The organism is Enhygromyxa salina (genome assembly GCF_002994635.1).
Lineage (GTDB): Bacteria > Myxococcota_A > Polyangia > Nannocystales > Nannocystaceae > Plesiocystis > Plesiocystis salina_B.
The window spans coordinates 136686-150312 of record NZ_PVNL01000118.1 but is presented as its reverse complement, the minus strand read 5'-3'; the positions used below and the strand labels follow the sequence as shown (position 1 = coordinate 150312).

16 protein-coding genes are annotated in these 13627 nt (G+C 63.8%); 10 read left to right on the top strand and 6 right to left on the bottom strand.

Annotation, left to right across the window (positions count from 1 at the left end):
* Window positions 1-22: 22 nt before the first annotated feature.
* Window positions 23-835, top strand: a complete 813-nt coding sequence (dapB, locus tag ENSA7_RS30405; protein WP_342352851.1) for a 4-hydroxy-tetrahydrodipicolinate reductase — start codon at window positions 23-25, stop codon at window positions 833-835.
* A gap of 430 nt (window positions 836-1265) precedes the next feature.
* Here dapB and ENSA7_RS42655 read toward each other — a convergent pair whose 3' ends face one another.
* The 4 genes from ENSA7_RS42655 to ENSA7_RS46370 form a co-directional block, all read right to left on the bottom strand.
* On the bottom strand, window positions 1266-1946 hold the full coding sequence (locus tag ENSA7_RS42655; RefSeq protein WP_146158303.1) for a hypothetical protein: 681 nt from the start codon (window positions 1944-1946) through the stop codon (window positions 1266-1268).
* A 136-nt stretch (window positions 1947-2082) separates the two neighbouring features.
* On the bottom strand, window positions 2083-5058 hold the full coding sequence (locus ENSA7_RS30400) for an RHS repeat domain-containing protein (protein WP_106092889.1): 2976 nt from the start codon (window positions 5056-5058) through the stop codon (window positions 2083-2085).
* The gene (locus ENSA7_RS30395; protein WP_106092888.1) at window positions 5055-5327 is read right to left on the bottom strand and encodes a hypothetical protein; all 273 of its coding nucleotides are present in this window, start codon (window positions 5325-5327) and stop codon (window positions 5055-5057) included. Before ENSA7_RS30395 ends, ENSA7_RS30400 begins: the two co-directional genes overlap by 4 nt.
* 84 nt (window positions 5328-5411) lie before the next feature.
* A complete protein-coding gene (locus ENSA7_RS46370) occupies window positions 5412-5852 on the bottom strand; it encodes a hypothetical protein (RefSeq protein WP_244923961.1) in 441 nt (146 codons plus the stop codon).
* A 261-nt stretch (window positions 5853-6113) separates the two neighbouring features.
* Between ENSA7_RS46370 and ENSA7_RS30385 the strand changes: the two genes are divergently transcribed.
* Window positions 6114-7394 (top strand): RNA polymerase sigma factor, encoded by a 1281-nt coding sequence (locus ENSA7_RS30385; protein WP_106092886.1) that lies wholly within the window; start codon window positions 6114-6116, stop codon window positions 7392-7394.
* A 96-nt stretch (window positions 7395-7490) separates the two neighbouring features.
* Window positions 7491-7955 carry a hypothetical protein gene (locus ENSA7_RS42650; protein ID WP_146158302.1) on the top strand — a complete coding sequence of 155 codons (465 nt, stop codon included), beginning with the start codon at window positions 7491-7493 and terminating at the stop codon, window positions 7953-7955.
* On the opposite strand, the gene ENSA7_RS30370 is transcribed toward ENSA7_RS42650, so the two are convergent.
* The gene (locus ENSA7_RS30370) at window positions 7892-8269 is read right to left on the bottom strand and encodes a hypothetical protein (protein WP_146158301.1); all 378 of its coding nucleotides are present in this window, start codon (window positions 8267-8269) and stop codon (window positions 7892-7894) included. The two genes, ENSA7_RS42650 and ENSA7_RS30370, sit on opposite strands and share 64 nt — an antisense overlap.
* 514 nt (window positions 8270-8783) lie before the next feature.
* On the opposite strand from ENSA7_RS30370, the gene ENSA7_RS30365 reads away from it, so the two are divergent.
* From ENSA7_RS30365 to ENSA7_RS44380, 4 genes are all read left to right on the top strand, one after another.
* A complete protein-coding gene (locus ENSA7_RS30365) occupies window positions 8784-9281 on the top strand; it encodes a hypothetical protein (RefSeq protein ID WP_106092882.1) in 498 nt (165 codons plus the stop codon).
* Window positions 9262-9924 (top strand): hypothetical protein, encoded by a 663-nt coding sequence (locus ENSA7_RS30360; RefSeq protein ID WP_146158300.1) that lies wholly within the window; start codon window positions 9262-9264, stop codon window positions 9922-9924. The genes ENSA7_RS30365 and ENSA7_RS30360 overlap by 20 nt, the downstream gene beginning before the upstream one ends.
* A gap of 122 nt (window positions 9925-10046) precedes the next feature.
* On the top strand, window positions 10047-10544 hold the full coding sequence (locus ENSA7_RS30355) for a DUF4159 domain-containing protein (protein WP_106092880.1): 498 nt from the start codon (window positions 10047-10049) through the stop codon (window positions 10542-10544).
* Between the two features lie 179 nt (window positions 10545-10723).
* The gene (locus tag ENSA7_RS44380; RefSeq protein WP_181234266.1) at window positions 10724-10867 is read left to right on the top strand and encodes a hypothetical protein; all 144 of its coding nucleotides are present in this window, start codon (window positions 10724-10726) and stop codon (window positions 10865-10867) included.
* 174 nt (window positions 10868-11041) lie between these two features.
* Here the strand turns inward: ENSA7_RS44380 and ENSA7_RS30350 are convergent, their stop codons facing one another.
* A complete protein-coding gene (locus tag ENSA7_RS30350; RefSeq protein ID WP_106092879.1) occupies window positions 11042-11515 on the bottom strand; it encodes a hypothetical protein in 474 nt (157 codons plus the stop codon).
* Between the two features lie 253 nt (window positions 11516-11768).
* On the opposite strand from ENSA7_RS30350, the gene ENSA7_RS30345 reads away from it, so the two are divergent.
* The 3 genes from ENSA7_RS30345 (at window position 11769) to ENSA7_RS30335 (ending at window position 13624) form a co-directional block, all read left to right on the top strand.
* Window positions 11769-12119 carry an AgmX/PglI C-terminal domain-containing protein gene (locus ENSA7_RS30345; protein WP_106092878.1) on the top strand — a complete coding sequence of 117 codons (351 nt, stop codon included), beginning with the start codon at window positions 11769-11771 and terminating at the stop codon, window positions 12117-12119.
* A 50-nt stretch (window positions 12120-12169) separates the two neighbouring features.
* Window positions 12170-12523: a tellurite resistance TerB family protein gene (locus ENSA7_RS30340; protein WP_106092877.1), complete on the top strand. Its 354-nt coding sequence runs from the start codon at window positions 12170-12172 to the stop codon at window positions 12521-12523.
* 168 nt (window positions 12524-12691) lie between these two features.
* Complete coding sequence (locus ENSA7_RS30335) at window positions 12692-13624, top strand: ArsR/SmtB family transcription factor (protein WP_106092876.1); 933 nt, start codon at window positions 12692-12694, stop codon at window positions 13622-13624.
* The last annotated feature ends 3 nt before the right edge of the window (window positions 13625-13627 follow it).

Here is a 13627-nt window from a genome sequence, read left to right as displayed (position 1 = left end):
GACCGGACCACCCAGAGGAATCATGACACAACGCATGCTCTCGATCATCATCGTAGGCGCCCGTGGGCGCATGGGAACGGCGCTCATCCGTGAAGTCATGGACTCGGAGGACATGACCCTCGGCGCCTGCGTCGATCGTTCGGGCGGTCCGGGCATCGGTCAAGACGCCGGTCGCCTCGCGGGCGGTCCCGACATCGGCGTGCTCGTGACCGACGAGCTCAGGCCCCGGCGCGGCAGCGTCGTCGTCGACTTCTCGCTGCCCAACGCCACCGAGGCCCGGATCCGGGCCTGCGTCGAGCAAGGGATCCCGCTGATCATCGGCACCACCGGGCTCAGCGAGGAAGATGACAAGCTGCTCGTCGAGGCCGGCCAGTCGATCCCGATCGTGTACGCCGCCAACTTCTCGGTCGGTGTCACTCTGTTGCTGCAGCTCGCGGGCGTCGCCGCGGCCGCGCTCGGGCCCGACTGGGAGGCCGAGCTGTTCGAGCTGCATCACCGGTTCAAGCGTGACGCCCCCTCGGGCACCGCGCTGCGCATCGGCCAGGCCGTCGCCGACGCGACCGGGCGCAAGTTCTCGGAGGCTGTGATGACCGACCGGGCTTCGCTTCGGCGGGCTCGCGAGAAGCAAGAGATCGGGGTGTTTGGGCTGCGCGGGGGGGACTCGCCGGGCGAGCACACGTTGATGTTCCTTGGGGAGGGTGAGCGGATCGAGTTGACTCACCGTGCCGGGGATCGGGCGATCTTTGCTCGCGGGGCGCTGCGGGCTGCGCGTTGGGCTGCTAGCCAGCCGCCTGGGCTGTACGACATGGTCGACGTGCTTGGGCTGCGCGAGTGAGCGGGCGGTAGCTGACCCGCGCATACACCTTGGCACTTCGCGGATTGCAGCCGCGCAACGCGTTGCTGGCATCCGGGTCCGCTTGGCCTGTCCTGCCCCAGTTGGAACGGCGTTGGCCTGTGCCCGGACGAGGGTCCTCGTCAGGATCTCCGCCGACTCTGCCTGGGTCCCTCTCGAGGATGCACAGGATCACCGGGAGGTTCGCATCGGACCTGGCCCTTGGCAGAGGCACCGACCGTTGCCAGAACCGTATCGTCGCGCAGCACGGCCCATGCAATCTGCTTCCCTTCACTATCCCAAGTTAGCGCTGCCCTTAGCCGCTCGGCGCTCAACTGGCAGTCACCTATTGCACGCCTCGCGGCCTCGCTGGGCCGGACCGGACCGGACGACGACAAAGACTCCCAGTCCGGAGCCCCCCAGTCCGATAGCCCTAAATAGCGAGGCGTTCGATCTCTACCAAGCGACGCCTATGCTCGCTGCAACCCAAACCTTCGCCTGACTCTTTGATGGCCTTTTCGTCACACCAACTAACGCTGTGCTGGTACACAACAAACTCGCCTCCTTCGACATAGAACTCATGTCGAAGGCTTTCGAGTGTCAGCCCCCGGTTACTTGTCGTCAGATCTTTGCCTGTAAACAGCACCGAAACCCCTCGATTCAATTCAGCGCCCTCGGAAACGTCAATCCGAATGACGAGATGCATTGTTCGTTCTTTTGAAACCACTGATCCTGAGTAGCAGCGCACGCGGGCATCAACAATTGCGGACTCCTCGTTGCGCCATACAAGATGGGTGCTAGGTATCATCTCCACACAACTTGATTCGCCAATGCCGGAGGTGAACTCTTCAGTCTTCCCACCCCTCGCTACGAGAACGCGAGAGAAAACCTGAGCCGCACCTGACTCGAACTTTTCCACGGGGTCCGTCGTAATTTCAAGCCCTGAGATTGCTAATTTTGGAGGATGAGTATCATCAATATACACAGCTGCGACGAGGCTAGATTCATCTGTTGAGAATGTAATTTGCCGTTCTTTGTCGATGGCGGGCTCAGGCGTCGCTGTAGCCTCGACTTGATCGTCATCCTTGGAGTCCGTTGACTTGGGCTCTGCCATATCTAGGTCTGGGCACGCGTGATATGGATCCATGGTCGGTGCCCTCTTGCAACTCGCGGGGATGAGGAGAAGCCCTACGAATGTCAGCGCGGCTTGGTTGCTGAGGCTTGCACGGGTCGAAAACATGACTCAGCTCCTAGTGGTGCATCAACCGCTCGATCGAGGTTGCAGCAATCGCTGTTTTGGTGGCCTTGTTGAAGGTGAAGAAAGTTCCAAGTCGGCCAATGAACTTTGCCGCCTCCCTTTTATCTTTGTTGTTTCCAGCTGCGGCAAGCGCATCACGTGTGCCTCCCGGCAGGTCTGTCACCTTGGATAATGGTGTTCCGGTTGTATGAAATGCCCGAAGAAGAGATCGTATCCCCGATCCATTTGGTGAGGGTAACTTTGCGTCATGGTCGAAAACTGTACCTCCCTGGCTCATCTGGAATGTGAAACCGACCAGAATTCGACGCGCGACCGGGTCGAGAGCGTCGATGTCTGCACGTGCTTGCGTAAGCGCCTCCGCGCCACTCATCGAAGAGTAGTATTCCTGAGCGATGGCCTGTTCAAGTTGAAGCCGTGCGTAGCCCATCATGGCGAAGCTAAAAGCCAAAACGCGTTCAGTTGGAATTTCCGCGGCTTTACCATTGTTCGCCCCCTTATTGAAGTTCTTCGGATCGAGAAAATCTGCGGGGAGAATCCCCAAGTCTACGAGTTCCTGGCCTTTGATGTAAAGTTGATCGAAACCCGAGTCGTCGTAGGTGTCAATGGTTTGACGAGAGTTGAAGAGCCCGCCTTCTCGGGCGATGGTAGCAAAGGCAAGCTCCATGTCAATTAGTCCGCCCCCCGGTTGGTCAAGCACCTGATCGGCCGCGATGATAACATCTTGCGATAAGCTTGTCCCTTGGCGAAGCGCTGGCAGGATGTTGGTCGCGGCGAAGCTGTCTATAGTTTTAACACGACTGCCACCAATATCGTTCACCGGATCATACTTCTCTTCGAGGATGCCTGGGTGATTTACGGTCTTGGTGACTGCCTCGACTTCGGCAAGAAACTCGTCTCGGTCGGTCGGAAGATTTCGGACAAACGCCTCGCCTTTAGATGGCTGATAGTAGTAGCTGTACCGATCCTCAGGGTCGTGTTGTATGCGTTGCGGCGTTTCTTCATCAAACGAAACACCAGGAGGCGCGCCGTTGCGGCCATTTGGATCACGCATTGTGCTCGGTTGAGATGACACGTATGCGTTTCGGTTGGGCCCATCTGTCAAACCCGACGGGTCAGGATTGAGCCATCGACCTAGCCAGGCGATATAATATCGAGCCGAGTGATATTCGAGTCCACTCTCCTCGTCCCGCTCCATCCCGGTGTAGCGGTATCGCTTCGCCGACACGTCGATGCTGGCGTTCACCGCCCGGTATGCGCTGGTGCCGTAGGGATGATACTCCTCGTGCGAGATGACGGCTCCGCTCCCGTCGACCTCGGTCGCGGCGGAGCCGAGGTGGTTGCTCAGTTGGTAGCGCCAGATGCCGGTCGGGCTCCCGACGGCGGAGCCGCCGTCGACAGTCTTGGTCTCGATGATACAGATGCGGCCGGTGTCGTCGCTGATGTGCAGTGACTCTCGCTCGAGGTCGAGGGTCCCGTTGATGCGCTTGCGGTACAGTTCGAACAGTCCGAGGTGGATGCGCTCCTCGGTCGTCGTTCCGGACTTCTCCACATACTTGCGGCTGCGCATCCCTCCCGCGTACTGGAAGTAGAGGGACTCTGTGCCTACGGTGACCTCGTGCAGCTCGTCGTCGTGATTCCACACCATGCTCGACAGGTGCGGCATCGCGGTCATGTTGCCGTGCGCGTCGTAGGTGTACGCGTGCGTGTACGGACCGAGGGCCGGGTCGCCGGGCGCAGAGGTCTTGTCGAGCCGGTTGCCGTCGGCGTCGTATTCGTAGTAGCGGGTCCAGCCGGTCCCCGAGGCGGGGATGTGCTGCATCTTCAGAATGTTGCCGACCTCATCGTACGTAAACTTCTGCGTGTACCGTCGCATCGCCGACGGGTCGCTGGTCATCGGCTGCGGCCCCGGCGTGATTTGCACATCAGTGCGCTGGGTCGTGCCTTGCGTGCTGTGTTCGCGGCCGGTGGCTTCGATGAGGCGGTACGTCGCGTCGTAGGTGTACGAGTTGGCCGCCTCGACGACGGCGTTGTTGAAGTAGATGGTCTGCTGCGCGGTGTCGCGGATGTCGGTGATGTTGCCGACGGGGTCGTAGTGGTAATGCAGGCCCTGCAGCGTGGTGTCATCACTGCCGCGGACGGTGGTGAGCGACGCGAGCCGGTAGGTCTCCGGGTCATAGGTGTACGTGGTCGTCGTGGTCGGGCTGGAAGTCGAGCCGTAGACGACACCCTCGCGTTGGCCGCGGGCGTTGTAGGTGATCTCCCCGACCACGGTCTCCGCGGTCGAGCTACCACGGTGCTTGACCTCGACAGCCTGCAGCGCGCCGCCCTCGTCATACGTGTAGTTCACCTCACTGTCGTCGGGCGAGATCGCCGTGAGCACCCGGTTGACCGCGTCACGCTCACTACTCGCCGAGAAGATCTCGGAGTCGAGCAGCGAGGTCGCGGCGGTTGCCATCGCGGCAATTGTACTCTGGCCCAGCAGCGCACTCCAGTCCGGCTGCGTCGTCTTGCTCGTGACCAGCTGCCGCTGCTCCTCGAGCGGGTTGCCCTTGAAGTTGATTTCCACCGTAGTGGCCACGCCAGCGCCGTCGTATACCCGATACACCCTCCCGACGTGGTTGGCATCCTCGGGGGCACCCAGTAAGTCACCATACACAACGCGCCCGAGCAACTTCTCGGACCCGCTCGAGACGCTGACCGTGCGGTCCACGGGCCGCCGCAGAGTGTCATACGAGAAGGAGAACCGCTGACTGCGGCTATCCCAGCCGCGCATGGGCTGGCCGAGGGCGTTGAGGAGGTTGTGGCGGGCACCAGCATCCTCGCTGCTGACCACCAGCGACTGGCCGAGCATCCCGTACGTCCGAGACTCGGCGGTGTTGTCACGCGCGTCGATGACCTCGAGCAGGTGTCCTTGGATGTCGAGCAGGGACTCGGTCGTGAGAAACGGCCGGCCGAGCGGCGGCGTCAAGTCGGTCCGATCCGAAATGCGCGCCAGTATTTCTCGTCAATTTTGCACGCTTCACATTGCAGCGCGATCATCCTCCTGATTTCGGAGGGAAACTTCGTGTGTGTCATCTCGTACTCATCGACGGCCACGCACAAATCCTCCAGCGCTGCGGCCTGTTCACTGTATTTGAGAAGGGAACGCACCTCGTCGAGGCACATATCGGGTGCCTGGTTCGCCAGGGCGTCGAGCAACTCGCAAATCTCGGGGTAGTGTTCGGAGGCGTCGTTCATAGGTGGACCTGCTCGGTGAAATTTCGGACGTAAGCCGTGATGATAGTATCACCTTCGACGATCACGTCGATGTCAAGGCCGTGATCACTGCTCATACACAACGCGCCCGAGCACACAGCTGGCACTGGCCGCCTCGAGCTTCGACAAAATTGGTGCCCCAGTAGCGATTGCTCTTCTTCTTACCTTCAACACGCAGTTGATACATCGGCTCTGCGCGTTGGTGGTGCCACTGCACTTCTGATCGAGCTCAACCAGGGCAGTGGCAGTGACCTGCGCAGGACGTCCTTCGACCACAATTCGAAAGGGTTCGTCGATCAATTCACCAAGTTGATTGGCCTCTTGGCGCGGGTGTACCTGAAGGATCACGACAACGTCGGCCGTGCGCAGTCCGTGACGCTGCCGGACCTCGAGACGCTGGGCTTCGAGTGGGACGCGGAGGGCCGACCGATCGAGGTGACGCCGCCGGGCCAGCCCCGCGCCCGGGGGATCGTACTTGGAGAGCCCCTCTACCTCGTTGTAGGTCATCGCATGAGCGGAGTCGACGAGACGACCTACGGGTGTACGCTGGACCCGTAGATCTGCCCCAGTTTGATGGACACCTCCGGAAGAAGAAGACTGGAGGACAAGCACCGTGCCACGCAAGAAACACAGGACATTCACACCGCAACAGAACGCCGAGGCCGTCAAGATCTGCCAGCGCCGGCATCCTACAGCACTCAATGAGCCTGTGCGGGCGCGGCGAAGATCGAATATCATCGACGAGCTCCGCGTACCGTTTGTCCAGCGATGTACCCCCCACCCGAGCCCACGCACATCGACCACAGCCTGGTCCCGGCCCCGCCCGAACCGGAGCCCTCGCCAGGCCTGCGCCTGAGCATGTCACTGCTCTGGCTACTCTTCGGCCTCCCGGCCAGCGCGCTGTTGTTTCTGGGCATCCCGGGGCTCTTCGCCAGAATTGGTGTCGACCGACTCGAGCACGCGGAGGTCCCGATCGAGGTCTGGTCCGAGCTCGAGCCGTGGATCGCCCTCGCCGTCCTGATGGCCGTCGTCAACGCCCGCTCGGCCTTCGCCCACCGCCGACAGCTCCCCTCCGACGAACAACGCCAGTTCCGCCGCCGCGCATGGTTCGTTCTTGGCGGGATCAACTTCGTCGCCTGGCGAGGCCTGTTGGCCCTCGAGCTCGTCCCGCGCACGGAGCTAAACCCCCTTTTGCACTACTTCGCCCTCTCGGGCCTCATGGTCTGGGGCAGCGCCAGCCTCGCGTGGATCAGCGGGCGCGCGCTGTCTTTCGTCTTCGCCCCGGTCGAGCGCTACGCCATGCGCACGCCGGCCCTCCGTGGCGGCCTCGTCACGGCGGGGCCTCTCTCCCTCGTCGCCGTCGTCGCCGTCACGGGCACCGCTCTCGAACTCGACGCCGACGAGCTCGGCGACGACCTGCGGGTCCTGGTCGCCGACAACTTCGAAGACGAGTGGTCCGTCGGCGAAGACGGGCCCGAGGTGATCCGTGGGGCGCTGGGCCCCGGGAGCACGGGCACGTCCGCCGGGAGCAACCGCCCGCCACCGCCCGACCCACCGGACGACTGGTTCTCGCGCTGCATCGAGATCCTCTACCGAGGCCCTCCGCAACCGCCCCTCTATCAGCGAGGCGTCACCCTGGCCCAAAGCTACACCTTCATCGACGCCGAGTCCGCTGCCGCCGACGCCGCGCTCTCGGTGTGCACACGACAGAAGCCACCCCGCGAGCTGTCGAGCTACTACACGAAAGTCGTCATCAACGAGGCCCGAGACCAGTATCGCAAGCAGCGGCGCTTCGGTCAGTGCCGGGTGCCGAGCCACGAGCACATCGGGCTGCCGCCGGGTGAGGCTCCCGAGGACTGCCTCCTCGACAAGCTGTGCCAGCTGTCCACCGAGCGGCCACAGGACTACGAGGTCCTGGTGCTCGAGCTCACCGGCCACGACGACCGCGAGATCGCGCGGCACCTGGGGATCAAGCGCGACGCGGCGAAAAAACGCCGTCAACGAGCCGAGCGTCGCATGCGCGAGTACGCCCTCGAGTGCATCGAGTAGGCGCCAAAAAATCTTTCCTGGGCTGTCCCCTTTTCACGCTCTGCTGAGTGGCCCTTCCGAACGCCGCCGTCACGCGACGCGGCCGGAAGGACATCCATGCATAGCCAAGACCGTGATCGTTCCCCCCAGTCTGTCCAGGAAGCCGTCTGCCGAGCCCGAGAACTCCATGGAGCCCCAGACGGGGGCCTGCTGTTCGGCGACGACGTCGACGAGGGCGTCGCTGGCCTCGCCAGCGACGCTGTACCCCCCGAGAAGATCCTCGTGCACCTCGAGGTGCTCGCGCGTCTCGCGGCAGCGCGGCGCGAAGGCCCGCTGGGGACGACGGCGATCAGGTGGCTCGAAACCCAAAATGTGGTCGCGAGCGGGGAGTCCGAGTCGACTCGCAGCAGCAGCCGCGAGATGGCGCGACGGACCTGGCACGATGGTCGTCAGCGGCGAGCGTTCGTGCTGCACACGAAGCCAAGCGACGGCACGCGGCCCGATCGCTGTGTGCGGATCTACTTCGACTGGGACGCCGAGCGGAACGTCATCGTGATCGGCTGGGTCGGCCGACACCCCTGATGAGGCCAGGCATCCTCGACAGCGACCACCCACTCTCGCCGTCCAATCGAGTAGGATGAGTCCTTTCCGCTGATGGCGACTAACGTCTCGCCAAAATCTTCGACGGGAATCAGCACCTGTGGCTCGCCCAGCATCGCGTCGAGGGTCCGCACGGCCTTGCCGCCGTCCTCCGCCTTGCCAAGCGCTACATCCAGCTGATCTCGCAACGCCTCGTCGTCGAGGTCGTCCATGGTCGGGACCAGCTCGCGCAGCCTCTGCACTGCGCGATGGGTGATGCTGTAGCGTCGATGTCCCGGAAACGGACCACGCAACATGGCGCGGGATGTAGCTCAGACGGACCCCAAACAACAGGGCCGGCGAGCGACGCTCGTGGAATTAACCCATGGCACCCGGCGGCACATGGTGCGATCGTCCGAGATCTTGGATTTGTTGCGATCGGACCCATGACCGCGCAATCTCGGGACATGCGCCGTCCGTTGGGCTCTGGAGTCCACCTCTGACCCCCTATCGGATGTCCTTTCCGCACGCGGAGAGGATGGCGAGCGAGATCTATATTGGCGAGCATGTTCGAATGCTAGCTGCTCGCGGGCTGCATCCATGACGCTACAATTGCAAGCGAAAATGGCTCCGGTGTGGGTCTCTCTTGGAGAGCGGTGAAGGGCGAGGACCCAGACGCGGCAGATGCCGCGAGGTAGAAGATTTGTAGCGGTTGATTCGAGAGTTTGCCCGCGGATGAGTGTCGTGAGGTGCCACCGAAACCCAGCATGGGTTCGTGGCGCTGCATTTGCGGAACGGCCGTGTCTGCAGAAGTAGCCGCTTCATCATCGGATGAACTGGGTGGGGTTCACGGTCATCTTTCCCTACGCCATGGAGCTTCGTTCGATACTGGTCGCGTCAGTGGGTGTCATACTGGCCGGCTGTCCTGCGACCACCGTAGTCGTCGGTGGATCATCGGCTGACAGCGACGGAACGACCGCAACCGAACCCGATCCCGACGGGGACGAGGGGGGCGACATCGTTGATGACCAACGCTCGCCGCAACAGGCGATCGACTCGCTCACCGCTGCGATCCTGGTCCAGAATCCGGGCGCGTCCAAGATCGAGATCGTATCGGCCCAGGTCGGCTACCAACTCGCTGAGGAAGAAACCTCAGGCGAGATCGCACCCAGCCTGCTCGCTGGCTACGTGGTCGCGTTCGAGTCCGGCGCAGTGATCTCGCGCCGTGTCCCGGTCAGGATCTCGCTCATCGAACCTGACGCACCAGTCGAGGCGCTCGGCGCCGAGGACCCCAACCCTGACGAAGGTGATGAACGTGCTGCGAACTAGTGTTCTCGTTCCGCTGGCGAGCCTTGTGCTGATGCGTCAGACATTGTGCACGAGCTGCCTCCCGGATGACGAGCCCTGCGAGTACGACCTGGTCCCGCTCGCGGCTGATGACGAGACGCCGTGGGGCACGACGCCCGCGGCAGACATCGCCACGCTAGAGCTCTCCCAGCACGGGACCTGGCGCTGGGGCGAGAGCACCGAGTACCTCGACATCGACCAGAGCGGATTCGAGTTGCCTGCGTGGGCGAGTTTCGTCCACGACCCCGAAACCGTACGTTACAGCGAGCACGTCGACGGCGGCCGGGGCGTCGCCTGCAACGGGCCTACGGTGTCGGTCGACGGGACTCTCACGATCAGCAGCGAAGCGGACGAGGTGATCCTCAGCGTCCCGCTAACCGTTCTGCGCGAGTTCGGGTCGGTACAGACGTACCTTTCGACGCCACAGTACTCGCCGATCAGTTCATTTTCGGCTGCGCTATCCGAAAAGGCCAAGTTCGACATGACGCAGGTCTTTGGCAGCATGATCTGGATTGACGGCGTCCGGCTGCAGATCGAGTTCTTCTACCACGGCCAGAGCATGCTCTCCGAGACGACAGGAGGAGGCGTGTTCACCCTCGTCGGCAAGTTCGAGGGTGACGAGTAGGTCGGACCGCGCGCTGGTGAGTCCCCGGATCGGTGCATGGAGGGCTCATCGAACCAGCGGCGGTGCGAAGCCTTCTGTCCCTCCCCGCGTCGGGAGGCGCGCGCGGGCGCCGACTCGCGCCCATGCGCGATCCCTCGATCGTCAGGCTCGATCCCAGCGAGCTGTTCCAGACCCCGTTCGTCTACATCGCGGGCCGCGGCGGGCTGCCGGGCCTCGTCGGCAACGAACAGGCCGAGAGGCAGCTGCGCCGGTTCGTGGATCTGGGCGGCATGATCATGTTCGACGACGCCGATCTGGCACGCGTGGGCGCCGACCATGTGCTGTATCGCAGCTTTTACATCATCGACTTTCCCGCTGGTCGCGCCCGCGGTCAGGACCACGTGCTGGGCGTGCAAGACGAAGGTCGCATCAAGATCCTGGTCATGCCCAACGATCTCGGCGGCGCGCTGGCCCGGGGCGACGACGGCTACTACCGCTGGAACTGCACGCCGGGCGGCAGCGTCCAGCGCGAGTGGGCGATCCGATTCGCGGTCAACATCCTGCTCTACGCGACCTGCACCGACTACAAGTCCGACCGCGCCCACGTCGAGACCCTGATGCAGAGTCGAAGGGGCCGCTGAACCGCTGATGCAGCGTGAGTGGAGCCTGACGATCGGGCACGAGCGGGGCTGCTGGCTTGGCCGCAGTTTCCAAAACTGGCTTTATTTGTCCTACGCTCCTGGTCGCCATAGTAGTCTGCCGAAACTGGGTCGTCCCACCCAACCCGAGCGAGCAGTGACACGCCAGCGCATCCGCCACGGTGGCCACGCTCGGCGCCTTCGGCCTGCTCTTCAAGCCCATCGTGCTCGGCCTGAGCTTCCGCGCGTCGAAGGGGCTCGAGGCGATTGGATCGCCGCAACGGATCGTGTGGTTCTACACCGTCGGTCAGGCGCAACACACGTAGCACATCGCACGTTGCGCACGGTCGATGATGGTTGGCGAGGTCACCGAAGCGTGTGGCCGACTCGGGCTCGAGGCGGGCATCGGGCTCGAGATCGACGCGATCTACGAAGGCGTCTTCGAGCTGGACCGGGCCATCGAAGTTCAGACCCTCGAGGGCCGCGCGATACTTCTAGCTCTAGCCGCTGACCCGATAGAAGGTGCTCGACATCACGAAATAGCCCTCCTGGGTGGTCAGCGTCTCGATCATCACGTTGGTCTCCAACAACTCGTAGCGGGCCTTCAACAGAATCTCGGTGCCCGTGTTGAAGCACTTGATGAGAAAGTTGTCAGTCGCCAGGTTCTGACCGCTCGCCACGCCGTCCTCGAAGGTCGCTGCCCCTTGATCGGTGCCGCAGATCAAGATGAACGAATCTCGTCCGACCATGGAGACAGTGGTTGGGTCCGAGGTGACGAAGTCGCGCCGGTGGTCGCTTCCGTTGAGCGGATCCGTTCCCATCCAGTAGCCCTGGAAGGCTTCCGCAGAATCGCCCAGGACGTTGGCCGATGGCGAGGCATCACGGGTCTCGACGTCGGCGCCGGCGGTGGTGCCAAACGTGAGCAGCGCGATCTGGGTAAACAGCTCGAGAATCAACATGGTCAGCTGGCTCAAAGGTCAGGGTTGGGGACAAGGTGTAGGTCGTTGCCCGGCAAGGGCCGCAAACACGAGGTCACGTGTTTACTAGCGACGGTGCCGTTTCGTCAAGGGCGTCTGCGGTTGTCAAACATCAGCCATCGTGGAATCCCGGACACTATCGTTTCAGACCGCTCACGGGATCTACCCACACACGGGCGGGTCCCCGCTGCCGTTGTTCCACACGCTGACGAAGTCGCTTCGCTCCCCGAGCCTGGCTATACCCATCGACATGCGCACCCCCCTGAGCGTCACAGGTCTGGCAGTCGCGCTCGCGCTATCGGCCTGCGCCCACGGACCCGACGCGGGCGCGCCCGCCCGGCAGGCCGTGATCGAGTCCAACATGCCCGAGCTCCAAGCCTGCTGGGACGATCTCGCGGGCGAGCACCCCGGCGTCGGAGGCTCACTCTTGTTCGAAGTCGACCTACGCCGCAACGGCAGCGTCGAGTGGGTCGACATCGCCGTCGACCAGCTCGGCATCGCCAAGCTCAGCGCGTGCACGGTCCGACGGATCAAAAACTGGCGATTCCCAGAGGAACGCAAGCGCCGATCAATCAGCTTCGGCGTCGGATTTCGCGGCTAGCCGCCCGCCCAGCGCTTGCGACCCCTGGTCGATCCACCGATGATACCGCCATGGCCGAGCGAGACCGGATCCTGGCAAGCCTTCGCGTGTGGGTGGCGACGGCGTGGGCGGACGGAACCATCGCCGACCCCGAGCGCGCCGCCCTGCGCCGACTGATCGGCTACGCGCAGATCAGCGAGGCCGAGAAGGCCGAGGCCCAGACCTGGCTCGACTCCCCGATCAACCTCGAGGTCGGCGATCTCCACGAGCTCTCCCTCGTGCGCCGGCAGTTCATCTACCGAGTGGCGGCCGCGCTGACCCGCGTCGATGACAACGTCGACTCGGCCGAGCGGGCCCTCCTCGACAAGCTCCGCGCCGCCCTCGACGTCGACCCAGGCGAAGCCGCCGAGCCGGACCCCGAGTAACGGGGGCCCGCCTGCGAACGCCCCCCAAGGTCCTGCCGCGCCCGCGGGCAGCGAGCTGCGCTCAAACCTGCGCAGCCCGCGAGGGAATTCGTGCTGAGCCCACTCCAGCCTGGATCTTTCGCATATATTCGAATATCTTGATGGTCGGATATCGCACTCGGCGCCCCGATGCCTGACCTGACCCAGACCGTGGACCTGCTCTCGGTCCTCGCCGACCCGACCCGGGTCCGGCTGCTGTCGCTGCTCGCCGACGCCGAGCTGAGCGTCGCCGAGCTCACGCGGATCACCGATCTCCCGCAGTCGCGCGTGTCCACCCACCTGCGCAAGCTCAAGGACGCGAGCCTGGTCCGCGATCGTCGGGACGGCAGCTCGAGCTTCTACGGGCTCGACGCCGACAACATGAGCGGCTCGGCGAGCGAGCTGTGGAAGCTGGTCCACGGTCGCCTCGATGATCGCCAGCTCGCCAGGGATCAACGCCGCCGCGAGGCCGCGCTGGCGGCTCGTTCGTCGCGGCTGCGCTGGCCCGACGAGGTCGCGGGCCAGATGGAGCGGCACTACTCGCCGGGTCGGACCTGGGAGGCCACGGCCCGCGGGCTGCTCGGGTTCCTGCGGCTCGGCTCGGTGCTCGACATTGGCTCGGGCGACGGCGTCAACGCGGAGCTGCTGGCCCCGCGCGCCGATCGTGTGGCGTGCCTGGATCTGAGCGAGCGGGTGATCGCGGCCGCCAAGCAGCGGCTCGAGCGGTTCGAGAACGTGGATTTTCACGTCGGGGACATGCACGAGCTGCCGTTCGACCCGGGCAGCTTCGACGCGGTGCTGCTGCTCCACACGCTCACGTACTCGGCGCGGCCGCAGCTGGCGATCCGGGAGGCCGCGCGGGTGCTGGCGCCCGGCGGCGCGCTGGCGGTCGTGACCCTCGCGCGGCACGAGCACCAGACGATCGCGCAGGCCTACGACCACCTCAACCTTGGGTTCGCGGCTGCTGAGCTCGGGACCATGCTGGGCGCGGCCGACCTGCGCATCGAGCAGTGTGAGCCCAGCTCCCGCGAGCGCCGCAAGCCCTACTTTCAAGTCATCACCGCGTTCGCGCGCAAGCCCTGAGAC